The sequence below is a fragment of the Marinobacter nanhaiticus D15-8W genome, assembly GCF_036511935.1.
Lineage (GTDB): Bacteria > Pseudomonadota > Gammaproteobacteria > Pseudomonadales > Oleiphilaceae > Marinobacter_A > Marinobacter_A nanhaiticus.
Window position 1 is genome coordinate 2,848,689 of the sequence record NZ_AP028878.1, and the last position, 25,964, is coordinate 2,874,652.

Here is a 25,964-nt window from a genome sequence, read left to right on the forward strand (position 1 = left end):
ATGCCAGATTCCGCCGATAAACCAGCGTTACCCGAAACCAAACCCGGCGAACATCCCTTCGCGCCTTACGTCCGTATTCTCGGGCGCGGCAAACGCGGCTCGCGCTCACTCAATCGCGCGGAAGCACGCCACGCCATGGGCATGATCCTGGCGGGCGGGGTTGAAGATGTGCAGCTTGGCGCCTTCCTGATGCTGATGCGGGTGAAGGAAGAATCGGCGGAGGAGTTGGCCGGATTCGTCGATGCCGTTCGCGACCAGGCCGAGGCCCCAGAGGGCCTCCGCGTCGATATCGACTGGTCCTCGTATGCCGGCAAGCGTCGCCATGCCCCCTGGTTCTTCTTCTCGCTTTTGCTACTGGCCGATTCAGGCCTGCGGGTCTTTATTCATGGGGCCGAGGGGCATACTCCGGAACGGATCTATCTCACTGCGGTCATGGAGGCGTTCGGCTTTCCCGTTGCCCATGACTGGGAGACAGCAGCAAAACAACTGGATGCGTCCAATCTTACCTATATGCACCTGCGGGACATTGCCCCCCGTTTGGCAGAGATGATCGAGCTACGTCCGATTCTCGGCCTGCGCTCTCCGGTTCACTCCCTGTCTAGACTGATCAACCCGCTCTCGGCGCCCGTCGTATTGCAGGGCATCTTCCACCCGCCCTACGCGGGCCTCCACCAAGGGGCTGGCGAGCTGCTCCAGTATGAGCGGGTCGCGGTTATTCGCGGCGAGGGCGGCGAGATCGAGCGCAATCCGGACACCACCATGAAGGTCTTCAGGGCCCGCCGGGAAGACGATGGTTTTATCACTGAGGAAGAAAGCTGGACTGCCCTCTTCCCTCAACGTCACGTAAAGCCGGAACAGATCGACGTCAAGGATATGCGGGCTGTTTGGCAAGGGGAGCTTTCCGACGAGTATGGTGAAGCCGCGGTGATTTCGACCGCAGCTTTCGCACTGCACGAGGCAGGTCGAGCAAGCACCCAGGATGAGGCACTCGAAATGGCCAGAACGCTCTGGGAACAGCGGGATCGTGAGCGCTTCAAATCAGCGGGGCCTGTTACCCGGTCCAGTGCCTGAATCGTCCTTCCCGCGGCGCTGCAAATCCTCATAAGTCCCGAGGAAGCTGCTCAGCCCATTTTCCATCAAGTCTGTACCGAAACGCAGGAAAGTGCGGGTTGATTCCTTCAGCGTACTGTCAGGGAGATCGACGATACTCTGCTTGACGCCCTCGCGTACGCCACGGGTCACCCGCTCTTCCACCTGCGCGCTCGCCTTTTTCAGTTCTTCGACCTGGGCGTCTATGTAGGGTTTGATCACCCAGCGGTGAAAAGCGGCCAGCACAACCAGGACGGTCGAGGCGGTTGCCAGCAGCTGTATCAACAATTCCTGCCAGAATGCCATGGTGGCTCCCTTTTAAGTCTGTTCAGCATTCGATTAACCAGTCTTACAGTGGCCAGTAGTAAAGGAAACCTAATTGCACCGCCCCGGCTATGGCGCCGAACAACCCACCCACGACCATCAGGTACAACTCCTCTTCCTTGAAGGCCGGCCGGAGAATGTCCTGGAATTCAGCCGGCGCCAGGGCCTTCATCTGCTGAGCCAGGACACCGGCAACGATCGGCGCACGCTCCCGGTTGAATTGCGGGTCGCAGAAAACATGCCCTGTGGCCAGGATCGCCTTGTCGTTCATCGCCCTCTTAATCTCGGTGTAACCGCTCATACCGACGCTGAGCTGTGCACCCAGCTTCATCAGGACGGACTGATCCAGTAGCGGGCGAAGATGTTTCTGGATGATAGCGCGGGTACGCGCACCCTCCTGACCGTTAATCATCGCGTCCGCCACCTTTTCCACCGTGAGCAGCTCCTCCGCCACCAGCTTGCTCCAGACCTCACTGATCTCCGCCTGACGCCTCAGGAACAGCCCCTGTACGTTCCAGCGCAGGACTCGCCGCGGGTTTAACGGGCGGAAAATCAGGTTGATGGCGACCCAGTTGGTCAGAAAACCCACAAAGAAGCCGGTCAACGGCAACAACCACGGGTAAGGAAAGTTGAGCCACGCAGGCAGGATAGCTGCGCCGAGCAGGCCACCGATGAGTGCACCCTTGTTGATTACGGAACGCAACTCGACCGCACCGGCCTGCTGGAAGATACGGTTCATCAAGTCCGGGTGGTCTTTCAACTCACGGCTCAGCAGGGCTTTGAGATCCACGATTTCGCTGAGATCATCTCCGAAATCCTCGACCAGGGATTCGATTCGGCCGGGAAGTTGCTCCCTCGCCCACTGGTAGATCCGGTTGCGCAGGAAATTGGGCATATTGTCCCAGAGCACCGGCTGCACCTCGTACATGATTTCGTCGATGTACTCATCCAGTCGCGGCGTGACCTGGGAAACCACCTGCTGCACGATGCGCTCGGGATCCAGCTTCTCGTATACGAGGCTGAGGTCGCCAAATTGCTTCAACGTTCGGTCGACGCAGATGTGGGCCATCTTCTCGGCCTTGCGAGGAATGACGCCCTGCCAGCCCAGCCAGTGACCAATGCCGACGAAATTCACCGGATGGAAGGACATCTGGATCGCCAGCCAGTTGGTGAACCAACCCACAAAGGCGGCCATCAGTGGAATGGACCACAGCGCTGTATCGCTGAACGCTGTCTCACTGAACATTAGGGTCCCCGTCAGAAATTCGGCATGCCGAGCCATAACAAGACATCATCGGCCTGAGCACCAGCCCGACCGCCTAGAAGCCCCCTGCACAATGCCTCGCGTGCCCCTGGGTTTCAGAGGATTCCAGAATCAAGGTACAACGTTGCAGGACAACGAACAGCCCTTCAAAAGTCGCGACGCGGCATGCAGTACGCCCCGGACCCTCAAAAAATGCTCGAAGAAAGGATTCGGGCGTTCAGCGGCTTATCTATTATGGATCGCATAATGCTGGAGCCAATACCATACGACATTGGCCGTCCCGCCGAAACGGAATCGACTGTAATGCCCTATCGCCTTGATAATTGGAATAATGTGAAGTGTGCCCGCCGCGTCAGACCGGCTGGAAGCGGCGGGCAGGAAAGGCAGGTTCTACCAGGAACGCTTATTGATAGTACGCGTTCTCGGTGTAGGTGTGATCAGTGACATCGCGCACACCGGTCAATTCCGGAATACGTTCCGTTAACGTGCTCTCGACGCCCTGCTTCAGGGTCAGGCTTACTGCGCTACAACCCTGGCAGCCACCGCCGAAACGGAGCACGGCGACTGATTCGTCCGCGACTTCGACCAGCGAGACTTCCCCACCGTGGGCGGCCAGCCCCGGATTGATTTCCGACGCAAGGATATAGTTGATACGGTCCGGTAATGGCGCGTTCTCGTCGATGTTCGGCACCTTGGCGTTGGGCGCCTTGATGGTCAGTTGGCCGCCCATGCGATCGGTCGAGTAATCGACGTAAGCCTCTTCCAGGAACGGCACGGAGTTGTGATCCAGGTAAAGGGTGAACTTCTCCAGATCGATCTTCTCATCGGTCGGCACCACCTCATTGGGCGGACAGTACGCCAGACAGGTCTCGGCATGCTTGGTGCCCGGCTGGGTCACAAAGATGCGGACGCCCATGCCTTCCACGTCCTGCTTTTCGATCAGTTGCGCGAGATAGTCCCGTGCGGAATCAGTAACCGTAACCAATGCCATTTCTCTAACCTGATTGAGAATTTGAGAGTATTTTAAGCCACGCCGGATCAACATAAAAGACCTAGTATTTTACTCAGTCTTTATCGATGTCATTAATCCGCACAAGGGATATGACGCCTATCACGCTAATTGCAAGCGTGTGGACGACGCAATGTCGCATTTTTGCTATGATTCCGCGCCCTGATGAGATCAATGCAACCCGGATAAGTCCTTATGAGCGATCGCCAGACCCGTCTGAACCAACTGCACGAAGCCCTGAAGCAGCGCATTGTTGTCCTGGACGGTGGCATGGGCACCATGATCCAGAACCTCAAGCTGGACGAAGACGCCTTCCGCGGCGAGCGCTTCAAAGATTATGGCCGGGACGTGCAGGGCAACAACGACCTGCTCAATCTGACCCAGCCGGCACTGCTGCGCAATATCCACGCGGATTACCTGGATGCCGGCGCCGATATCATCGAAACCAACACCTTCAACTCCACCCAGCTGTCCCAGAGCGACTACGGGATGGAGTCTCTCGCCTACGAGCTGAATGTCGAGGGTGCCCGACTGGCACGCCGGATTGCCGATGAGTTCACCCAGCGCAACCCGGACAAGCCCCGCTTCGTGGCCGGAGCGGTAGGGCCCACGTCACGTACAGCGTCTATTTCGCCGGACGTTAATAATCCGGGCTACCGCAACATCGACTTCCAGACGCTGTACGAGAATTATTACGAAGCGGTCAAAGGATTGGCTGAAGGCGGCTCAGACCTGATCCTGATCGAAACCATCTTCGATACCCTGAACGCCAAGGCCGCTATCTACGCCACCCAGCAGTATTTCGAAGATGCGGGCTTCGAGCTGCCGATCATGATTTCCGGCACGATTACCGATGCCTCCGGCCGCACGCTTTCTGGCCAGACGACGGAAGCCTTCTGGAACTCAATCGCCCACGCCAAACCACTCTCGGTTGGCCTGAACTGCGCATTGGGCGCGGACGCCCTTCGACCCTATGTCGAGGAACTCTCGAATCGCGCCGAAGCCTATGTCAGCGCACACCCGAATGCCGGCCTGCCCAACGAGTTCGGTGAATACGACCAAACCCCGGAAGAGATGGCGGCCATTATCGAAGGCTTCGCGAAGGATGGGTTTCTTAACATCATTGGCGGCTGTTGCGGCTCACGACCAGACCACATCGAAGCGGTGGCCAAGGCCGTCAGCAAGTACCCGCCGCGCCAGATTCCCGATATCAAGCCAGCCTTGCGCCTGTCCGGACTTGAACCGTTTACTGGGGACGAGACTTCGCTGTTTATCAACGTAGGCGAACGCACCAACGTTACAGGCTCCAAACGCTTCCTGCGCCTCATAAAGGAAGAACAGTACGAGGAAGCACTGAGCGTGGCCCGGGACCAGGTGGAGAACGGTGCCCAGGTCATCGATATCAACATGGATGAAGGGATGCTCGACTCCCGCGAGGTGATGGTGAAGTTCCTCAACCTCGTTGCCTCGGAGCCAGACATCGCTCGCGTGCCAATCATGATCGACTCGTCCAAGTGGGACGTGATCGAGGCTGGGCTGCGCTGCGTCCAAGGCAAGGCGGTGGTGAACTCCATCAGCCTGAAGGAGGGCGAGGAGGAATTCCTCTCCCGGGCACGTTCCTGCATGCGGTATGGCGCGGCCGTGGTGGTCATGGCTTTCGATGAACAAGGCCAGGCCGACACGTTCGAGCGCAAGACCGAGATCTGCAAACGCTCATACGACACGCTGGTGAGCATTGGCTTCAATCCGGCGGACATCATCTTCGATCCCAATATCTTCGCCATCGCCACCGGTATCGAAGAACACAACAACTACGCCGTGGACTTCATCGAGGCGACACGCTGGATTCGCAAGAACCTGCCCCACGCATCGATCTCCGGCGGCGTGAGTAACGTCTCCTTCTCTTTCCGCGGCAACGACGTGGTACGCGAGGCGATCCATTCGGTGTTCCTCTACCACGCCGTGAAGGCCGGCATGAACATGGGTATCGTGAATCCCGGTCAATTGGTCGTCTACGATGAGATCGACCCGGAACTCCGCGAACTCGTAACCGATGTTGTCCTCAATCGACGCGATGATGGTACCGACCGCCTGCTGGAAGCGGCAGAGCGCTACCGCGGCGAAGTTGGCAAATCCCGTGAGGAGGACCTCGCCTGGCGGGAGTGGCCCGTAGAAAAGCGTCTCGAGCACGCTCTGGTCAAAGGCATTACGAACTATATTATCGAGGATACGGAAGCCTGTCGGCAGAACGCCGAGCGCCCCATTGAGGTCATCGAGGGGCCGCTGATGGACGGCATGAACGTCGTCGGCGACCTGTTCGGCGACGGTAAGATGTTCCTGCCGCAGGTGGTCAAGAGCGCCCGAGTCATGAAGCAGGCCGTGGCGCATCTGATTCCCTACATCGAAGCTGAAAAGTCCGAGGGCCAGCAGGCCAAGGGCAAAATCCTCATGGCGACGGTGAAAGGCGACGTGCACGACATCGGCAAGAACATCGTCGGCGTGGTGCTCCAGTGCAACAACTACGAGGTGCTCGATCTCGGCGTTATGGTGCCCTGCGAGAAAATTCTCGACACTGCCAGGAAAGAGAATGTCGACATCATTGGGCTGAGCGGCCTGATTACACCATCACTGGATGAGATGGTGCATGTAGCGCGGGAAATGCAGCGGCTGGACTTCCAGGTCCCGTTGATGATAGGCGGAGCCACCACGTCGAAAGCGCACACGGCGGTGAAGATCGAGCCGCAGTACAGGAATGATTTGGCGCTGTATGTCTCCGATGCCTCGCGCTGCGTCAACATCGCCTCGCAACTCCTGAGCAAAACAGCCAAAACGGAGCTCGTAGACAAGACCCGGAATGAGTACGACACGATCCGCGAGCGCCGCAAGAACCGCGGCGAACGCACCAAGCTGATCGATCTTTCCGAAGCCCGCCAGCGCGACACCGGTATTAGTTTCGACGACTATAGACCCGTGCGCCCTGCCTTTACTGGCCTACGGACCTTCGAGGAATACGACCTCAACAAGCTGGTCGACTACATCGATTGGACGCCCTTCTTCATTTCCTGGGATATGTCCGGGAAATACCCGGCAATCTTCGACGACCCCAAGCGCGGCGAGGCGGCAAGGACACTATTCGACGATGCCCAGGCGATCCTCAAGCGCATCCTCGACGAAAAACGACTGACTGCCAAGGCTGTCATTGGCTTCTGGCCCGCCAACCGCAAGGGGGACGACATTCTCGTCTTCAAGGATGAGAGCCGTACCGACGTGCTGACCACCCTGCACCACTTGAGGCAACAGGATGAGAAGTCGCCTGGCAAATCCATGCTTGCCCTTTCCGACTTCCTGATCGACGACGATGGCGAGTGCGACTACGTCGGCGGATTTGCCGTCACGGCCGGTATTGGCGCCGAAGACTTTGCGGACGAGTTCAAACAGAAGAACGACGACTACAACGCGATCATGGTCAAGGCGCTGGCCGACCGCTTGGCCGAAGCCTTTGCCGAGCACATGCACGAGCGCGTGCGTAAGGAGTTCTGGGGTTACGACCCTGACGAAGCTTTGGACAACGATGCCCTGATCAAGGAGCGCTATCGCGGTATCCGCCCGGCGCCAGGTTACCCGGCCTGCCCGGACCATACCGAGAAAGAAGCCCTGTTCGAGTTGCTGGACGCGCCAGGAAATGCAGACATGCAGCTGACCGAACATTTCGCCATGCTCCCGGCAGCGTCCGTTTCCGGCTGGTATTTCGCCCACCCGGAGGCCAAGTATTTCTCGGTAGGCAAGATTGGACGCGACCAGGTTGAGGACTACGCTAAACGTAAAGGCGTGAGCAAGGCGGACGCCGAACGCTGGCTGGCACCCAGCCTGGCCTACGATCCGGCTGAGTAAACGGATTGCGTCTCGCTCCACGCCGGCGCATCCGGTATGAATGGAATGAGGTGAGCATGAATAAGCCTGAGCACAACGACGCGGCAAGACCGGAAGGACGCCCCAGACGTCCGGGTGTCTTCAAGGTTATCCAGAGCATCCTGGCCGGAGCGTTCGGGGTGCAGTCCGACCGCCGCCGGGAGGAAGATTTCTCCAGCGGCAGCCCCTTGACCTATATCGTGGCCGGGATCGTTTTTGTGCTGGTCTTCGTCGTGACCATTGCGCTAGTTGTCCAATGGGTGATCAGCACGCATTCGTAGCCGCCTGCGAAGCCGGGAGCAGACTAAAGGCCACTCACCCAGTAGACGGCTGCGCCCACGAACAGGAATATCAGCACCACAGCCGCGACGGCATCGACCTGACTATCGGTGTAAGTGGATTTTTTACTCATATTCACACTCCTCGCACCAGTAATTCTTGTTATCATAACGTTTACTGCTGAGGGCATAGTGCCCGAACAGTCTACCGCACAAAACCAACTGCAAGAGTGACTTTGGAAGGCAGCAAACTCCTATAAGCCTATGTTTGAAAAGGCTTCCCTTCCACCGCATTTTAAGTCCAATACGCTATTAGCATATTTAGAAATAATCATTTTGTGCATAAGGCAAAGCTGATATCTTAGCCGCCAAATTGGATGAGTGTCCCCAGGAACAGGTTTATGTACGTTTACGACGAATACGATCGCCAGATCCTGAATGAGCGCGTAGCGCAGTTCCGGCATCAGACGGATCGTGCCCTCGCCGGTGAGCTCGCCGAAGACGAGTTCCTGCCGTTGCGTCTGCAGAATGGTCTCTATGTGCAGCGTCTTGCCCCGATGCTACGCATCGCCATTCCTTACGGCATGCTGCGAGCAAACCAGCTGCGCCGTCTGGCCCGGATCTCTCGGGACTATGACAAGGGCTATGCGCATTTCACGACGCGTCAGAACGTACAGCTGAATTGGCCGGCGGTTGAAGACGTGCCCGATATCCTGGCGGAACTGGCCGAAGTCGAGATGCACGCCAACCAGACCAGCGGGAACTGTATCCGTAATACCACGACCGACCAGTTCGCCGGCGTCCAGTCCGAAGAGCTGACTGACCCGCGCCCCTATTGCGAACTGATTCGTCAGTGGTCCACCTATCACCCGGAATTCGCGTTCCTGCCGCGCAAGTTCAAGATCGCGGTGAATGCCTCCGAAGGTACGGACCGTGCAGCCGTCCAGGTTCACGACATTGGCCTGGAACTGGTCAATAACGAAGCCGGCGAGCTGGGTTTCCGTGTCTATGTCGGTGGCGGCCTGGGCCGTACACCGGTTGTCGGCCCGGTAATTCGTGAGTTCCTGCCAGAGTTGGATCTGCTGACCTACCTGGAAGCGATCCTTCGCGTCTATAACCGCTACGGTCGCCGGGACAACAAATTCAAGGCGCGGATCAAGATACTGGTGAAGGCCATGACTCCGGAAGCCTTCGCCGAGAAGGTCGAGGCTGAATGGGAGCATATCAAGAATTCACCGACCCGCCTGACCCGCGAAGCGGTCGACAGCGTCAAGCGTTTCTTCACCGAACCCGATTACCAGGCGCTCGAAGATAACCCCGACACGCTTCAGGCCCAGCGCGCCGAAAGTAAGGCATTCGATAGCTGGGTGAAGCGGAACGTCGACAAACACAAGAAGCCGGGATACGCCATTGCCACCCTCACCCTGAAGAAAACCGGGGTGCCGCCGGGCGATGTCAGCGACCGTCAGCTAGAGCAGCTCGCAGATCTGGCCGAGCAATACAGCTTTGGAGAGCTGCGCGTGACCCACCAGCAGAACGTGGTACTGGCCGATATCCGACAAGATCAGTTGTTCGAGCTTTGGCAGGCGATTCGTCCGATGGGCTTTGCCACCGCCAACCTGGGCACACTGACCGATATCATCTGCTGCCCCGGCGGCGACTACTGCGCCCTGGCCAACGCCAAGTCCATCCCGGTGGCTGAAGCCATCCAGCGCCGTTTCGACGACATGGACTATGTCTACGACCTGGGCGATATCGACCTGAACATTTCAGGCTGCATGAACGCCTGCGGTCATCACCACGTTGGCAATATAGGCGTGCTGGGGGTGGACAAGAAAGGCGAAGAGTTCTACCAGATTTCCCTAGGGGGCTCTTCCCAACGCGACGCGTCATTGGGCAAGATCCTGGGACCGTCATTCGCGCGGGAGGAAATGCCCCAGGTGATCGAGAAGATCATCAACGTGTATGTCGACAACCGGACCGAGGAAGAAACCTTCCTGGACACCTATCGACGCATCGGTATCGATCCTTTCAAGGAGCGTGTATATGCCTGATTTGATCCGCCATGACGGCATCCATGACGATGAGTGGACCCTGGTGTCTGCACCTGAAGAAGACCAGGAGCTGACCCTGCCGGACGGCCCGGCCCTGCTGCCAGCCACGGTATGGAAGGAAAATCGTGACCAGTTCGCCGGGCGCAATGATATCGGCATCTGGTTCGACAGCCACGAAGAACCTGAGGCTTTTGCCGAAGTGATCGACGATCTGCCGGTGATCGCAGTGAACTTCCCCAAGTTCACGGACGGTCGGGGCTACAGCATCGCGCGCCTGCTGCGTGAGCGCTACGGCTACAAGGGCGAACTGCGCGCGGTCGGCGACGTCCTGCTGGATCAGTTGTTCTACATGAAGCGCTGCGGCTTTGATGCATACGCGCTGCGTGCTGACAAGGACATCAGCCAGGCTGAGCATTGCTTGAATGTCTTCAGCAATACCTACCAGGCTGCGGTTGATAACAAGGAACCGTTGTTCCGTCGGCGGAAGGCTGAAGCGGCGTCTTGAGTCCTTCTCTTAGGCATATAAACAAAAAGACGGCCCGCGGGCCGTCTTTTTGTTTATAGCGCCGTCTTCAGGCTCCGGTAACAGCCGGAAGGCATCGATGCGGTTCGCAAGCTCACCGCATCCTACGTTTAACTCGTGCGTCGAGGTGGCCGCGTAGGATGCGGGTGAACAACGTGAACCGCATCAATCATGATATCGGCCTCCCCATCCAAGAAACCGATACCATAAAGCGATTTCAGACAGAGTGGTCGAGAACGATCTTCCCGGCCGACGCCCCTTTCAGGAACGCCTGGAGCGCATCGTTCAGGTCTTCCTTGCCGATACTCTTCGCCGAATTCTCGGTAACGGTGCACTTCCAATCCTGCGCCAGCTTGCTCCAGATTTCATGTTTTTCGGGCAGCGGAATCTCAACCGAGTCGATACCCAACAGGTTTACACCGCGCAGAATGAAGGGTGCCATAGTTGTTTCCAGCTGCATTCCGGCCGCAAGCCCGCAACAGGCTACGGAACCACCGGGTTTGATCTGTTTTAACAGTTCAGCCAATGGCCCACCGCCAACAGTATCTACCGCATTGGCAAACTGTGGCTTGAGCAGCGGTTTTTTCTCGGGCGCAAGGCTGTCACGACCGACAATATCCTTAGCACCCAGCTGACTTAGATACTCAGCTTGATCTGGCTTACCGCTCACTGCGGTGACCTCGAAGCCGAGTCCGGAAAGGATCTCAACAGCCACACTACCTACCGAGCCGCTGGCGCCTGTCACAACAACAGGGCCTTGCTCCGGATTTGCACCCGCTTTGAGCAGCTTGTTGACACACAACCCCGCAGTCAGCCCTGCCGTACCATAAACCATGGCCTTATGGGCATCCCAACCTTTGGGCACTGCAACGACCCAGCCCGCGGGCACCCGAATATACTCACCAAACCCGCCAGGCGTATTCATGCCCAGGTCGTAACCGGTGACAAGCACCTGTTGGCCAACGGTGTACTGATCCGTGCTGCTCTCGATCACTTCGCCCGCCGCATCGATGCCGGGCGTATGAGGAAACTCGCGGGTAACACCCTTGTTCCCTGAGGCGGACAAGGCGTCCTTGTAATTGAGGGATGAGTGAGTGACGTGAATCAGGACATCCCCGTCAGGAAGATCTGCGGTGTCCAGTGTCTCGATGTTGCCGACGTATTCGCCGTCCTTTTCGTGTACTCGCCAGGCGTTATAAGTGGCCATCTCGAATCCTTCTCGTTGTCGGAACTTGATGAATTTGAATACCGTCTGAGTACTGCTCGACACTTCAGGTACGTTATCGGACCACTATGCTGGTGGCCCGCTCCGCTCACAAATAACCTAATTTAATATGGATAGGTGAAACCACCGTGTTCAGTACCATTCAGACCCGTTTACTGGATATTCCGATTACGTAGCGCACCCAACACTTTCCAGATGCCGTGTTCTATGGCACTGCTGGCCGCCAGACCGAGTTTTTCCGGCAGCGTACGCTTATGCCGGAAGTTGACGGTGACGACCTCGGCCCGATCACAGGCCTCGATCAGATACTCGTCGGATGTCTTCAGTTCATCAATTAGATGTACGTCCAACGCGCGCCGGCCAAACCAGATGTCACCATTCGCCACTTGCTGGATATCGACGGACGGACGGCGCTCGGTGACATATTCCTTGAACAGGACATGGGTATCCTCCAGGTCCTCCAGGAACTTTTCCCGCCCCTTGTCCGTATTCTCACCGAAGACAGTGAGGGTACGTTTGTGTTCGCCGGCGGTCAGCACCTCGAAATCCACATCATTCTTCTTGAGCAGGCGATGGAAGTTCGGTAGTTGGGCCACGACGCCGATAGAGCCAAGCACCGCGAACGGGGACGCGATGATCCGATCTGCGACGCAGGCCATCATGTAACCGCCACTTGCTGCCACCTTGTCGACGCAGGCCGTCAGCGTCACTCCCTTGGAGCGAATACGGTCAAGCTGCGCTGCTGCAAGCCCATACGCATGGACCAGGCCGCCGCCGCTTTCCAGGCGAACCACCACCTCGTCACGACCCGGCTCCGCAACGCTTAGCACTGCAGTTATGGATTTCCGCAGGGAGTCGGTATCACTGGCTTTGATGTCGCCATTGAAGTCGAGCACAAAAACTCGCGGGCTGGTTTCCTCCTCCTTCTCAACGGATTTGGCTTTCTTGCGGGCCTTGGCGTCGGCTTTCTTTTCTTTCTTTCGCGCCTTGAGCCAAGCCTTGCGGTCGGATTCACCCAGCATTTTCTGATGGATGTTTTCCCTGAGTCGCTTGTAGCCTTCGTTAAGGCGCTTCAGGTGCAGGTCACCATCGGCGTCCTCGCTTTCATGCTTGCGCTGCGCTGCAGAGACGACAGCCGTGACGACAATGAGCACGGCCACCACAAACGTGACCGTCTTAGCGAGGAACAGTCCAAATTCCGTCAAAAATTCCAAATCCGTTCTCCAATTACCCGATAGAGTGTTAATGCTTCAATATAGATATTAATAACCCGCCAGAGTTTCGTTTCGAACATAGCTTCTTTCGATTGAGCAGCGCGGGAGCGTTCTTTAGAGGTTAATGTCCTAAAGGCGTCTATAAGACCTATCACAAACGGAAACGATTGTAACTGAGCGCTACAGGCATGCACGAGGTCCTTCGCGCCAAATATTCAAACAAGCGTTCGATCGAGCTTGACACTACCTGGCCCTACCCCTAAAGTCGATCTGGCTTCGCCGGATTGCCACGCTGCCGCCGGCTCCCTGGGCAGTATCTCGGCACTTTTTTCAGACACTCAGGGTTTCAGATAAACTTAGGCTTTCAGACGCACAGAAAAGGGAAAGAACAATGTCAGTACAACAGACTTTCGAGAAGATGGAACAGAACTTTAACCCGGATGCTGCCGCCGGCATGGATCTGGTTTTCCAGTTCAACATCGAAGACGACAAAACCTATCACCTGGTCGTGAAAGACGGCACCTGCAAGCTGCACGAAGGTGAGCACGAAGATCCCTCCGTAACCCTGATCATGAATTCCGAAACCCTGCAGGGTATCGTTTCCGGCGAAACCGATGGGATGCAGGCGTTTATGGCCGGACAGCTGCGCGCCGAAGGCGACATGATGCTGGCTACCAAACTGGGCGAGCTGTTCAATATGGGCTAAGGCCCCGCCTTGTTCGGGCCGCCCCGGCGCGGCCCGAGACTTTCCCTCCCTCCCAAGCACTGCGCAACCCCAGAATCTGTAATTCCAAACTCAAGAAAAGTCTCATCGCGCATTAGCGTCACAGGGAGCCGGGAGTCCTCCGCAGGCGCCGTAAGATCATGGGCACCTTCGGCGCCTCAGAAGCTGAAGCATCTGCTACGTGCTCGAGTTATCTGGAAAATGTAGCCGACGCTTTAGAGGGTGTTGCAAAACTACTGCGCTCGGCCATGCGGCGTTGGAAATCCGCTCAAAATGCTCATTTACGACCAGTAAACTGCGCTTTTTCGCGAATTTCCGCCTTGCCTGGCCTTCGCTCGCTACGTTTTGCAACACCCTCTTTAGCTTCGGAGCAGCCCGGCGGGCTGCCCGTTCCTGGAATGCTTTCCGTTACATGGATTCCCGCTAAAGTGCGATGAACCAAAAAAAGCCCGTCAAGGCTTCATGTTCGTTCCCAACACCTACCCTGCCTGAGGGAACCACTGCTCCATCGCTTCCCGAGCCTGCGCGTTAGCCGGCAAGGCCACCAACCCTGTACTGGACAAGCGCACATCGAAGATCGCTCCATCTTTCAACGGCATGAATGTGGCATTGCCGTAAACAGCTTCAACGAACGGCAGTCCATAGGTCTGATCCAACAGCCAGCTATCGAACCAGGAGTCTTCCCCCAAGGGATAGACGGTGCGCTGGCCGGAGCGCTCCTGCTCGAGACTGACGTAGCGGCCGCTCAGCCGGTCCAGTCGGTAGGCGGGCCTGACCCCAAGCCACGTAAGCGGACCGGCCATGCGAATGATCCGCGCATCCACCTGCCACTGGTCGCCTCTGATAACGACTTCCATGGGCGGTTGCTCATTCCGTTCGAGACGCACGCGCCAGGCCTGTGGCCCCGTCTTTGAGACACCGACGGTGGCAATAGTCTGCATGCTGTCAAGGGATTGATAGTGGCGCAGGTCCAGCGCCAAGAGACCGACGTAGGCACCGGCGCCGATCAGGAACAGCGCAAAGGTGCCTTTAAGCCAGCTGAAAAACCAACGGGGGCGAACAAAGAAGGCCAGCCCAAACAGGGCCAGCACGCCGCCGATGGCAGCCAATGCGATCAGGGCGATGTCCTGGGACATATAGGGCTCTCTTGCTAGGGGCTATTACTGCAATCTTTTGTTGTTGGAACCCGCAATGCAGTCACGCGGCTCTCTGAACCTGAAGAGGTGCCGGATTGCCTCGCTAGAGGCCCACATCGTCCAGAGAGGTTTCAGCCAATTTCAACAGGTCCTGGTTACGCTCATCCCGGGTACCGATACTCTCGATATAGTATTCCAGAGAAGTCAGCGCGTCGGCCAGCGCCTCAAGCACTGTCGCCGGAGGCGCCTCCCGGGCATCGAGCAGGCGCGACTGGATGGCATCCGCAATACGCCCCAAGACCTTTGCCCCTTCCCGATCCTCCAGCATCATGAAACCGCCCCAAATACTGCGAAGTGTCGCCGGCACATTGGCCAGGTGCAGCTTGTCGTAGTCGGATTCGATGAAGGCCGTAATCGCACGTTTGGCCAGGGTAAGCGCCGCCCTCGCCTCGTCGGCAACGACGATATGCGCCTCGCTGAGATAGGTGGTCTCTTCCCGGTTGGCCTTGACGATGGCCAGAGCGTCTGTCTCGCTGGTAATTCCGCGTGTCACCATTTGCATGGCCGCGTCTTCAATACTAAGGACGGCGTTGGCCAGGTTGTAGAGCTCATCGTCCTGCGGTAGCCGATTGTCTGCGTGCCAGTTGCGTAATTGCGCCGCTTCCTTGCGCGCGAGATCGGCCAGCTTGGTCAGGTCGAGCACAGAGAGTGTGTTGGCCAGTTGTTCCAGGGACGCGGCAATCGACGACAGTTCGTTGAGGTCCGGCTCTATGCCACGTTCGATGATATCCACCTTATCCTTGAGCTGGTTGAGCTCCTCCTGCAACGCCGTGGAGAGGGACTTGAGCACATCGGTGCCCGGTCCGTAGAGACGCTTGCGGTGGGATTCGAGGATATTCTCGGGGAATTCGGTGGGACGGATACCGTACGCCTGGAGGATCTGGGAGACTTCCGGATTCACCGACCCGCTGCGGTACAGGATGTAGACCAGTTCCTTGAAAAGAGAGTCCGGCGCATCCTTGTTGATCGCCACCTTACCGATATAGACGATCTCACGCGTGTATTTCTCGATTCGCATGAACAAGCGCTTGCGGGACTTGCCGAAACCCATGGCGCGGTCCTGCATGGTGTCTGCAACGATACCCATCAGACACCATAGCTGGCCCATGGGCGCGCCGTTACAGAGGCGGGCGAAGCCCTTGGCCGCGCGCGCGATCAGTTTGCGACTGACGCGTTCATTACGCTCACGTAGCGCGCCCAGCAGACCAATCTGGTACATCAGGCGCATACGACGTGCATGGATCTCGAAGTCGGCTTCGTTGTCGCCAAGGGGTTTCAGACCCAGACTGCTACAGAAATCCGGGCGCTTGCGTGCATCGACATCGAAGAAACAGGATTCGGGATAAGGCTTCTCTCCGCGGGCAACGCGAAGGTCATTGGTAATCGGCAACAGGAGTTCGGGGTGGTCGGCGCGTTGTTGCTGATAGTATTCAACGTAACGCCGCAGGATAAACAGTGCGCTGCTCAAGGCCGTCAGCAGGGTGTTCTTATCGTCATTGGCACCGACGGGTACATCGTTGGCGACGGCCACCGCTTCCTGGCACAGCAGCGTACCGCCACGCAGCTCAACCAGGACAAAGATACCGCGCAACTGGTTCAGGAAATCGACGCAGTTCTGCAGGTCCTCTCCACTTTCCCTGTTCTCCTGAAAGCGTTCGAGGCTGGCCTCAGCCTGTTTGATGGTCTGTTCTATTTCGTTCTTGACCAGGTCAAACGATTGAGACTTCGTCGCTAGAGACGATTGAACCATAAAATGACGCTTCCCATAGATAGATGCGGAGAGTACCGCTTCCCCTGCCGATTTTTCAGGTGACGACTCTGACCGGTCTAACCGGCACCACCTGTGGCTATCGTTATTTGGTGGGTATGAATGCCAGCAACGTCCAATCCCGGAACGACCAAGAACGCGCACCCTGCCCGTGAAAACGACCGTACTTCAGTTTATAGAAGATTCTTATATACCGGCCGGATTCGGAAAATTATCGAACTAACCTTTACTTATAACATAAAATTCATGCACCTCAAGAACGGCTCTGTGTACTTATTTTTCTGCCGTTTACAGTGCACCTTTTTGCGTTAACAACGCATTACGGACGCCTCAGTCGGCCGCTTGCGGCGCGCTGTCCAGCTTGCTCCAGAGTGCCTCCCCGCTCGCCTTGCCCACCACTTCCAGTAACTCGGCATGTGCCTTGATTTCCTCATCGCTGGCACGGATCACACGCGTCCTGCGACGGTCAGTTCCCAGGCGGCGAATCCCGCCGACAGCATCGCCGGCATCCGACGCGCCGCTATCGAGGGAGAACGCCGTTTGACCCCCTGTGAGTAGCAGGAAAACGTCGGCAAGGATCTCGGCATCGAGCAGAGCGCCGTGCAATTCGCGGTTGCTGTTGTCGACGCCATAGCGTTTACATAACGCATCGAGGCTATTCTTCTGGCCGGGATGTTTCTTGCGGGCGACGGCGAGGGAATCCAACACGCCACAGTGGTCAGCTACTTTCCATCCGGTACCCAGCTTGCGGAATTCGTGGTCTATGAAACCCACGTCGAACGCCGCATTATGGATGACCAGCTCAGCGCCCTTGATGAATTCGAAAAATTCGGTCGCGACATCCCGGAACAATGGCTTGTCCGCGAGGAACTCGTTGGTGATCCCGTGTACCTGGATCGCCTCGGCCTCCACTTCCCGCTCGGGATTGATATAGACGTGATAATGGCGGCCGGTGAGCTGACGCTCCATCAACTCGACACAGCCGATTTCAATAATCCGGTGCCCCTGTTCGGGGTCGATACCTGTGGTTTCCGTATCCAGCACGATCTGGCGCATGTATAGCTCCGAACTCTAAAAAACAATCTAAAAATCAGGTGGATGCAGAGAGGTTCTCTACCCCTTTATTAGCTAACGCATCCGCTCTCTCGTTACCGGGTACGCCCGCATGACCCTTTACCCAATGCCAGCGGATGTCGTGACGACGGACTTCCTCATCCAATGCCTGCCACAGATCGGCATTTTTCACGGGCTTCTTCGCCGCCGTTTTCCAACCATTCTTCTTCCAGTTGTGCATCCATTCGGTTATGCCTTTGCGGACATACTGGGAGTCGGTATAGAGATCGACCTCACAGGTACGTTTCAGTGCTTTCAGGCCCTGGATCGCTGCCATCAACTCCATGCGGTTGTTGGTCGTGGTCTTCTCGCCGCCATGGAGTTCCCGCTCGGCATCGCCGTAACTCAATACCGCGCCCCAACCACCGGGGCCCGGATTTCCCTTGCAGGCGCCGTCGGTGTACAGCACAACGCGTTTTGTCATAGCTTTGTATTTCCTGGTAGCAGGGTTCCTGTTGTTAAAAATGCCATGGAGAACGCCCGGTAGAAGATAGTTCTTGGTAGCGGATTCCTGCGGATAGCGACCTGGATCGCCTATTTCCGACTATCGGGAAGGGCCACGTCTGACGCGTGACGTGCCGCGCTGGAAGATCCCAAGGCGCCTGCCACCGGCAGCGCGACCGGCTTCGGCTTCCGCCACCGGATCCGGTTTGCGGTGCGAGCCAGCACCCGCTTCTCGGCGCGGATACAGTAATAGGCCCCCGCAGGAAGATGCAACCTGCGGCCGAATTTCTCAAGGGAGTTCAGACGGTCCAACGCATGCTGACCGCGGATGGGCGGGCGAAAGAAGCGGCTTGTCGTCTCCTCGACCTCAAATTCCAACAGACTCAACCAATCTTCCAAGCGGCGCAGGGTGACAAATCGGCCGCTCCAGGGTGGATGCTGTCGGCGGGACACCAGCTTACGCAGCCCCCAGGAACTGAAAGGATTGAAGCCAATAATTACCAGGCTCCCTGAGCTACGCAACACTCGGGCCGCCTCCCTGACAACCTGGTGCGGTCTTTCGGAAAAATCGTGGGTATGGTGCATGATCACCAGATCCACCGACTCGTTCGGGAACGGCAACTCGTCCGCCTCGCAAACAACCACGCCATCCGGCAGGTGACTGGACCAGCGAGGCGTGGTCATCATGCGCATGCTGAAATCGGTCGAAGTCGCCAAGGGCAGACGATGGCTCACGGAGACCAACAGTTGGTGTGCGCCGGCCTGGTCTCCGAGCAGAGCATCGATCTGCTCGCGCTGGTCAGCCAGCAGGGCTCTGCCAAGGGGGCTCTGGAACCAGGCCTCGAAGGCATCACGCTGTAACGTATAGTTCCTTTTGCCGGCTCTGACCATGGCCAACCTCGATTGCGCGAGTCTCCAGGTGGGTGCATCTGACGAAATTTGGGCACCTACCCTCTATCCTTTATGATAACAGTCTACATCCGCCGACCGTAGCCAAAAGGTTCCTCATGTTTTCAATAGCTCCGATACCCGCTTTCAGCGACAACTATATCTGGTGCCTGGTCGATGAAGAAACCAACCGGGCCGCCATTGTCGACCCCGGCCAGGCCGAACCGGTCGAACGCTACCTACAGGAAAAAGGCCTGAAACTCGACATTATCCTGATTACCCACCATCACCCCGATCACGTCGGCGGCGTGGCCGAACTTGAGCGTAAATTTTCCCCCAACGAGATATACGGACCGAAGGACTCCCCCTTCCAGGGCATTACCCAGCCGTTGTCCGAAGGGGATACCGTGACCTGGCGACAAGTAACGTTCAGTGTCCTGGAAGTCCCGGGCCACACACTCGACCATATTGCCTATATTTCGGAACAGGACGTCATCGACGATGCGCCGGTACTGTTCTGTGGCGACACCCTGTTCGCCTGCGGTTGCGGTCGCCTGTTCGAGGGCACGCCCGCGCAGATGCGTCAGTCCCTCGCCAAATTGCGCGGCTTGCAGCCCAACGCCCGGGTCTACTGTGCCCATGAATATACGTTGGCGAACCTGCGCTTCTCCCGTGATCTTTTGCCTGAGGACGACGCACTGGAGGCCTTTGAAGTCTACTGTAAGCAGAAGAGGGAGAATGGTGCCCCCACCCTGCCGACTACCCTGGAAGAGGAAGCGGCCCTCAACCCTTTCCTGCGCTGGGACGATGAGGCCGTGATCAAGGCCGTCAGCAAGCGCGCAATCGATGTTGACAGCAAGCTCAGTGGCGACGACCGTGTTTTTGCCCAGGTCAGGCGGGCCAAGGATACGTTCTAGCTCGACGGGTTTGTCCACAGCCTCGACATCATAAACGCGTGAACCCCCTCTCATGTCTGCGACGCCCCGAAGGTCGACGTGCCTCTCGGGGTGAACAAAAGTGAGCCGACCTGCAGAAATAGTGATTTCCTATCTGTACGGGGCGTAACAAACGCTTTCTTGACCCCTTAAAAAGGGTTCCCATAGAATCCGGCGAGGTCTCGCTGCCGGTCGCAGCGCTCGGGGGCCTTGTCGTCAGGGCTTGGTACTGGCTCTCAAAATACGCTGCCCTTCGTCTTGCAGCACCACGATATCTCGGAAGAATTATGACAATGGCAAGACTGATCTCTGCCCTTCTTTTCGCGGTCCTTCTCGCGGGTTGCCAGGCGTTTCCTGGCCATAGCGAACAGGATGGCTCCCTCAGTGAAGGCGAACTCCTCGAATCCGAGCGCGTCTCGATTGCCGCCGGGGACGACGAACTGAAAGCGGCGATCGAGGGAGATACGCCCTCGGACGATACGACGGTCCTCGACGACGCCATTGAACCCTCACTTAAATCCCAGGCTGCCCGCGCCCGGGAACGTCTGGAACAGCCTACGGAAGAAAGCGTCGATGGCGACGAGGTAGCGCACGATCTTTGGAGCCGCCTCCGGAGCCAGTTCGCAATGGATCTGACCCTGGACAACGCGCGTATCGAGCAGCAGCTCAACTGGTACGTCAAGCATCCGCAATATATCGATCGCGTGGCCAAGCGCGCGCGCCGCTATCTCTACCACATCGTTACCGAAGTTGAAGCCCGCGACTTGCCGGGCGAGTTCGCCCTGCTACCGGTGGTTGAAAGCGCCTTCGACCCCTTCGCTTATTCCCACGGCCGGGCGGCCGGATTGTGGCAATTCATTCCGTCTACCGGACGCGTGTACGACCTCAACCAAAGCTGGTGGCACGACCAGCGTCGCGATGTGCTGTCGGCGACCAGCGGCGCTCTGGAATACCTGGATGCACTGAGCAGCCGCTTCGACGGCAACTACCTGCTAGGCCTGGCTTCATACAACAGCGGCGCCGGCACCGTCGGTCGCGCCATTCGCCGGAACGAGGCCCGCGGCCTGCCCACCGATTACTGGGCTCTCGATCTCCCGCGGGAAACTCGCGCCTACGTGCCCAAGCTGATTGCGATCTCCAAGATCATCCAAGACCCGGAAGCCTACGGTATTACCCTGCCGCCCATTCCGGACGAGCCCTACTTTGAAGTCGTCGATACCGGCTCGCAGATCGATCTGGCTCAGGCCGCCGACCTGGCTTCCGTGGACATCGAGGAAATTTACCTGCTGAACCCGGCCTACAACCGCTGGGCCACATCACCTGAAGGCCCACATCGCCTGCTGGTACCGGTGAAGAATGCCGAGCAATTCCGCAAGGGGCTGGAAGGACTGGACCCGGAAATGCGGGTCTCCTGGAAAAACTACAAGGTGCGCAGCGGCGACAGCCTGATCAAGATTGCCCGTCAGTTCGGAACCACCCCGGATGTGATCAAGCAAGTCAATCACATGCGCTCCAATCTCATCCGCGTCGACCAGCGCCTGCTTATCCCCACGTCGACCAAGGGCAACAATGCCTATGCGCTAAGCGCCAATGAGCGTTTGAAGGACAAGCAGGCTGCCGTCGGACGCCGTGCAGATGGAACTCGCATCGAACATCTCGTTCAAAGGGGGGACACCTTCTGGGACATAGCCCGGGATCACAACGTCAGTGTCCGTCAATTGGCAAAATGGAACGGCATGGCACCGGGTGACCCGCTGATGCCCGGCAGGAAGCTGGTGATCTGGTCCAAGGACGCACAAACCCAGCAGTTGGCTATGGCCAGCCGACGCGGCTCTTCCGATATGGTCCGAAAGGTCGGCTACCGGGTGCGTAAGGGCGACTCCCTGGCCCGCATCGCCAATCGCTTCAATGTAAATGTGAGGGATATCGCGAGCTGGAACAGCCTGGACATCAACAATTATCTGCAGCCCGGGCAAAGTCTGGTACTCTACGTCGATATTCGCCGAAGCCCCTGATCGTACACGAGGATTTGAAAGCTCGGACGTGACGGTCAGCCACCAGAAAAAGAGCGGAATCCATGATCAGATTTTCTCAGACCGTCATCGCCGTCTTCCTTTTTGTCATGGCTTCGGCCCTGCATGCAGCCGAAGCCGTTCACGGTTTCGCCATGCATGGCGCCCCTAAGTACGGTCCCGACTTCAAGCATTTTGACTACGTCAATCCCGACGCACCCAAGGGCGGCACCCTGAAACAGGGCGTGGTGGCTAACGGTTACGATTCCCTCAATCCGTTCCTGCTCAAGGGCGTTTCCGCCGCCGGCATCCAGGTCTATACCTACGACAGCCTGCTGATCGCTTCCGACGATGAGCCGTTCACCATGTACGGGCTCATTGCCGAGTCGCTCGAAACACCCGAAGATCGCTCCTACGTGACCTTCAATATCAATCCGGATGCCCGTTTTTCCGATGGCGAGCCGATCACTGCCGAAGATGTCGTCTTTACGTTCAACCTGCTCACAGAAAAGGGCCACCCCTTCTATCGTAACTACTACGCGGAAGTGGAAAAGGTAACGGCGGAAGGCAAACTGCGGGCCCGCTTCGACTTCGGCAAGACCCAGAATCGCGAACTCCCGCTAATACTGGGCCAGATGCCTATCCTGCCCAAGCACTACTGGGAAAAGCACGAGTTCGAGGAGTCCGGCCTGACGATTCCGGTTAGCAGCGGACCGTATACCATCGCTAGCTTCGACGCCGGTCGGTCGATCACCTATAAGCGCAACCCGGATTACTGGGCCAAGGACCTACCCGTCAATGTAGGCCGCCATAACTTCGAGCAGGTACGCTACGACTACTATTCGGACGACACGGTCGCCCTGGAGGCATTCAAGGCTGGCATCTACGATTTCCGCCTGGAATCCTCGGCCAAGAACTGGGCCACAGCCTATGCTTCGGATGCCCTTCAAGAGGGCCGGATCGTTAAGCAGGCCGTTCATCACGGCCGCCCGGTGGGCATGCAGGCGTTCATCATGAACACCCGCAAACATCCCTTTGATAACCGCAAGGTCAGGGAAGCGCTCGCCTACGGCTTCGACTTTGACTGGGCCAACGAAAACCTGTTCTACGGCCAGTACACCCGCACAGACAGCTACTTCGAGAATAGCGAGCTGGCCTCCAGCGGTCTCCCCGAGGGTGATGAACTGGCACTGCTCGAGCCCTATCGGGAACAGCTTCCCTCCGAGGTCTTCGACGAGGAATACCATCCGCCGTCAACCACCGGCGGAACGACCCTGCGCGACAACCTGCGCACGGCCATGACGCTCCTGAATGAAGCCGGCTACGAGATCAAGAACGGTAAGATGGTCGAAACCGAAACCGGCAAGCCGCTGCGCTTCGAGATCCTGCTGCACCAGAAAACCTTCGAGCGTGTCGTCCTACCCTTCAAACAGAACCTGGGACGACTCGGTATCGATGTGGATGTTCGCCTGATCGACACGAATCAATATGTCCAACGGGTGCGTAACTTCAACTACGACATGGTCGTACTGAGCCTCGGCCAATCCGACTCTCCCGGCAACGAACAGCGGGACTACTGGCATTCTTCAAACGCAGACAGTCCGGGCACGCGTAACTACATGGGTGTGAGCGACCCCGTGGTGGACGACCTGGTGGCAAAGGTTATCCAGGCGCCGGACCGCGAATCCCTCGTCACCCGGACCCGCGCGCTCGACCGAGTGCTGCTCTGGGGCCACTACGTGGTTCCGCAATGGCACCTCGCTGTCGACCGCATTGCCTACTGGCATCATCTTGCGCGACCGGATGAGACACCCAAATCCGGCATCGACCTGTCCCGCTGGTGGGTCAAACCCTGAGCATCAACTCCCCAGGAGGATCTGCTGACTGATGGGTGTTTACATCCTCAGGCGACTGTTGCTGATCGTTCCCACGCTGATCGGCATCATGCTGCTGAATTTCGTGATCGTTCAGGCGGCGCCCGGCGGCCCGATCGAACAACTGGTTGCTGAAATGGAAGGCATGGGTGGCGGCAGCCTGGAACGGGCTACCGGCGGTGGCGGCATGGAAGTCAGCGAAGGTGGGGAATCCCGGGGAGCGAAAGGCTTACCGCCAGAGTTGCTGAAGGAAATCGAAACCCTCTACGGATTCGACAAGCCGCCCCACGAACGTTTTCTCAAGATGCTGGGCGACTACGCCACCTTCGATTTCGGCGAAAGTTTCTACCGCGATCGGACGGTCATCGAACTGATTATCGACAAGCTACCGGTATCCATCTCTCTCGGCCTGTGGTCGACACTCCTCATCTACCTGATCTCGATACCCCTGGGGATCAAGAAGGCCGTCACCGATGGCAGTCGTTTCGATGTCTGGACCAGCTCGGTCATTATCGTTGGCTATGCCATTCCGGGATTCCTGTTTGCCATCCTGCTTATCGTGCTGTTTGCCGGTGGCAGCTACTGGGACTGGTTCCCGCTCCGGGGATTAACATCGCCTAACTTCGATGAACTCAACTGGTACGAGAAAATCGGCGATTATTTCTGGCACCTGGCGCTACCGGTAACCGCCAACGTGATCGGCGGTTTCGCCACCCTGACGTTGCTGACCAAAAATTCCTTCCTCGACGAAATTGGCAAGCAGTATGTGGTGACCGCCCGCGCCAAGGGTCTCGAGGAGCGGCGTATCCTTTACGGCCATGTGTTTCGCAATGCCATGCTGATCGTCATCGCCAGCCTGCCGGGGCTGCTGGTTTCGCTGTTTTTTACCGGCTCACTGCTGATCGAAGTGATCTTCTCGCTCGACGGCCTGGGACTGCTAGGCTTCGAGGCCGCGCTGAACCGGGATTATCCGGTGATCTTCGGCACCCTCTACATCTTTACTCTCATGGGGCTGGTACTGAAACTGATCAGCGATCTCACATACGTGCTGGTCGATCCACGCATCGACTTCGAAAGCAGGGAGGGCTGACGTGGCATCGTTCGAGCTATCCCCGATCCAGCGCCGCCGGCTGCAGAATTTCCGTAACAATCGCCGTGGGTTCTGGTCGCTGTGGGTATTCCTGGCCCTTTTCCTGGTTACGCTGTTTGCCGAATTCGTCGCCAACGACAAGCCATTGGTCGTCAGTTATCAGGACGAGCTCTACTTTCCGGTATTTGAAGTCGTCAACGAGGAAGCCTTCGGCGGCTTCCTGCCCACTGAAGCAGACTACCGGGACGCGTTCATTGCTGACGAAATCAATGCCAATGGCTGGATGCTCTGGCCCCCCATTCGCTTCAGCTATAACACCATCAATTACGACCTCAAGGTGCCCTCACCCGCGCCGCCGTCCGCAATCAACTGGCTGGGCACGGACGATCAGGGCCGGGACGTCATGGCCAGGTTGATTTACGGCTTCAGGATCTCCGTGCTCTTTGCACTGACGCTGACCTTCTTTAGTTGCGTCGTAGGCGTGATCGTCGGTGCACTCCAGGGGTTCTATGGCGGGAAGGTGGACCTGTTTGGCCAGCGCTTCGTGGAGATCTGGTCAGGGCTCCCGGTGCTCTACCTACTGATCATCCTATCCAGCATCGTGCAGCCCAATTTCTGGTGGCTGCTGGGCATCATGCTGTTGTTCAGCTGGATGGGGCTCGTGGATGTGGTGCGAGCGGAATTCCTGCGTGCTCGCAACTTTGAATACGTGCGCGCGGCCCGAGCGCTGGGGTTGGGTAACCGCAAAATCATGTTCCGACACATGCTGCCCAATGCCATGGTGGCAACGATCACCTTTGTCCCCTTTATCCTCACCGGCGCCATAACCGGCCTCACCTCCCTCGACTTCCTGGGTTTCGGTCTGCCACCCGGCTCCCCGTCGCTCGGCGAGCTTATCGCCCAGGGAAAGGCCAACCTTCATGCGCCCTGGCTCGGTATCTCAGCCTTCGTCACCCTGGCGATCATGCTGACGCTGCTGGTCTTTATCGGCGAGGCGGTGCGAGATGCATTCGACCCGAGGAAGAACTGAT

At 57.6% G+C, this 25,964-nt stretch carries 21 protein-coding genes; 11 read left to right on the forward strand and 10 right to left on the reverse strand.

The window, feature by feature from the left end; translation table 11 throughout:
• Positions 1-1,071 carry a glycosyl transferase family protein gene (locus RE428_RS12745; RefSeq protein ID WP_004582399.1) on the forward strand — a complete coding sequence of 357 codons (1,071 nt, stop codon included), beginning with the start codon at positions 1-3 and terminating at the stop codon, positions 1,069-1,071.
• On the opposite strand, the gene RE428_RS12750 is transcribed toward RE428_RS12745, so the two are convergent.
• The 3 genes from RE428_RS12750 to nfuA form a co-directional block, all read right to left on the reverse strand.
• Positions 1,039-1,395 (reverse strand): hypothetical protein, encoded by a 357-nt coding sequence (locus tag RE428_RS12750; RefSeq protein ID WP_004582400.1) that lies wholly within the window; start codon positions 1,393-1,395, stop codon positions 1,039-1,041. The two genes, RE428_RS12745 and RE428_RS12750, sit on opposite strands and share 33 nt — an antisense overlap.
• 43 nt (positions 1,396-1,438) lie before the next feature.
• Entirely contained in the window at positions 1,439-2,659 is a 1,221-nt protein-coding gene (locus RE428_RS12755) for a DUF445 domain-containing protein (protein ID WP_085988684.1), read from the reverse strand.
• Between the two features lie 421 nt (positions 2,660-3,080).
• Positions 3,081-3,668, reverse strand: coding sequence for a Fe-S biogenesis protein NfuA (nfuA, locus tag RE428_RS12760; RefSeq protein ID WP_004582402.1), 588 nt, complete (start codon positions 3,666-3,668; stop codon positions 3,081-3,083).
• A 213-nt stretch (positions 3,669-3,881) separates the two neighbouring features.
• On the opposite strand from nfuA, the gene metH reads away from it, so the two are divergent.
• The 4 genes from metH (at position 3,882) to RE428_RS12780 (ending at position 10,432) form a co-directional block, all read left to right on the forward strand.
• Entirely contained in the window at positions 3,882-7,577 is a 3,696-nt protein-coding gene (gene metH, locus RE428_RS12765) for a methionine synthase (protein ID WP_004582403.1), read from the forward strand.
• A gap of 56 nt (positions 7,578-7,633) precedes the next feature.
• Positions 7,634-7,876 carry a DUF2970 domain-containing protein gene (locus RE428_RS12770; protein WP_004582404.1) on the forward strand — a complete coding sequence of 81 codons (243 nt, stop codon included), beginning with the start codon at positions 7,634-7,636 and terminating at the stop codon, positions 7,874-7,876.
• A 398-nt stretch (positions 7,877-8,274) separates the two neighbouring features.
• A complete protein-coding gene (locus RE428_RS12775) occupies positions 8,275-9,927 on the forward strand; it encodes a nitrite/sulfite reductase (RefSeq protein ID WP_004582405.1) in 1,653 nt (550 codons plus the stop codon).
• Positions 9,920-10,432: a DUF934 domain-containing protein gene (locus RE428_RS12780; RefSeq protein WP_004582406.1), complete on the forward strand. Its 513-nt coding sequence runs from the start codon at positions 9,920-9,922 to the stop codon at positions 10,430-10,432. The genes RE428_RS12775 and RE428_RS12780 overlap by 8 nt, the downstream gene beginning before the upstream one ends.
• 235 nt (positions 10,433-10,667) lie before the next feature.
• Here the strand turns inward: RE428_RS12780 and RE428_RS12785 are convergent, their stop codons facing one another.
• Both RE428_RS12785 and sohB read right to left on the reverse strand, forming a co-directional pair.
• Positions 10,668-11,657, reverse strand: coding sequence for an oxidoreductase (locus tag RE428_RS12785; RefSeq protein WP_004582407.1), 990 nt, complete (start codon positions 11,655-11,657; stop codon positions 10,668-10,670).
• A 170-nt stretch (positions 11,658-11,827) separates the two neighbouring features.
• Positions 11,828-12,889, reverse strand: coding sequence for a protease SohB (gene sohB / locus RE428_RS12790; RefSeq protein WP_004582408.1), 1,062 nt, complete (start codon positions 12,887-12,889; stop codon positions 11,828-11,830).
• A gap of 391 nt (positions 12,890-13,280) precedes the next feature.
• Here sohB and RE428_RS12795 point away from each other — a divergent pair, with 391 nt between their 5' ends.
• Complete coding sequence (locus RE428_RS12795) at positions 13,281-13,595, forward strand: SCP2 sterol-binding domain-containing protein (RefSeq protein WP_004582409.1); 315 nt, start codon at positions 13,281-13,283, stop codon at positions 13,593-13,595.
• A 497-nt stretch (positions 13,596-14,092) separates the two neighbouring features.
• On the opposite strand, the gene RE428_RS12800 is transcribed toward RE428_RS12795, so the two are convergent.
• The 5 genes from RE428_RS12800 to RE428_RS12820 all read right to left on the reverse strand — a co-directional run bounded on the left by RE428_RS12800 (position 14,093) and on the right by RE428_RS12820 (position 19,025).
• A complete protein-coding gene (locus tag RE428_RS12800; protein WP_004582410.1) occupies positions 14,093-14,749 on the reverse strand; it encodes a hypothetical protein in 657 nt (218 codons plus the stop codon).
• Between the two features lie 103 nt (positions 14,750-14,852).
• Complete coding sequence (locus tag RE428_RS12805) at positions 14,853-16,559, reverse strand: FimL-related protein (RefSeq protein WP_004582411.1); 1,707 nt, start codon at positions 16,557-16,559, stop codon at positions 14,853-14,855.
• 348 nt (positions 16,560-16,907) lie between these two features.
• Positions 16,908-17,633, reverse strand: coding sequence for a DNA polymerase III subunit epsilon (dnaQ, locus tag RE428_RS12810; RefSeq protein ID WP_004582412.1), 726 nt, complete (start codon positions 17,631-17,633; stop codon positions 16,908-16,910).
• Between the two features lie 34 nt (positions 17,634-17,667).
• Entirely contained in the window at positions 17,668-18,114 is a 447-nt protein-coding gene (rnhA, locus tag RE428_RS12815; protein WP_004582413.1) for a ribonuclease HI, read from the reverse strand.
• Between the two features lie 110 nt (positions 18,115-18,224).
• A complete protein-coding gene (locus RE428_RS12820; RefSeq protein WP_004582415.1) occupies positions 18,225-19,025 on the reverse strand; it encodes a class I SAM-dependent methyltransferase in 801 nt (266 codons plus the stop codon).
• 116 nt (positions 19,026-19,141) lie between these two features.
• On the opposite strand from RE428_RS12820, the gene gloB reads away from it, so the two are divergent.
• The 5 genes from gloB to RE428_RS12845 all read left to right on the forward strand — a co-directional run bounded on the left by gloB (position 19,142) and on the right by RE428_RS12845 (position 25,963).
• Entirely contained in the window at positions 19,142-19,939 is a 798-nt protein-coding gene (gene gloB / locus RE428_RS12825) for a hydroxyacylglutathione hydrolase (RefSeq protein ID WP_004582416.1), read from the forward strand.
• A gap of 305 nt (positions 19,940-20,244) precedes the next feature.
• Positions 20,245-21,972: a LysM peptidoglycan-binding domain-containing protein gene (locus tag RE428_RS12830; protein WP_040882694.1), complete on the forward strand. Its 1,728-nt coding sequence runs from the start codon at positions 20,245-20,247 to the stop codon at positions 21,970-21,972.
• Between the two features lie 62 nt (positions 21,973-22,034).
• The gene (locus tag RE428_RS12835) at positions 22,035-23,825 is read left to right on the forward strand and encodes an extracellular solute-binding protein (RefSeq protein WP_004582419.1); all 1,791 of its coding nucleotides are present in this window, start codon (positions 22,035-22,037) and stop codon (positions 23,823-23,825) included.
• A 31-nt stretch (positions 23,826-23,856) separates the two neighbouring features.
• Positions 23,857-24,933 (forward strand): microcin C ABC transporter permease YejB, encoded by a 1,077-nt coding sequence (locus tag RE428_RS12840; RefSeq protein ID WP_004582420.1) that lies wholly within the window; start codon positions 23,857-23,859, stop codon positions 24,931-24,933.
• A gap of 1 nt (position 24,934) precedes the next feature.
• Positions 24,935-25,963, forward strand: coding sequence for an ABC transporter permease (locus RE428_RS12845; RefSeq protein ID WP_004582421.1), 1,029 nt, complete (start codon positions 24,935-24,937; stop codon positions 25,961-25,963).
• Position 25,964: the final 1 nt, after the last annotated feature.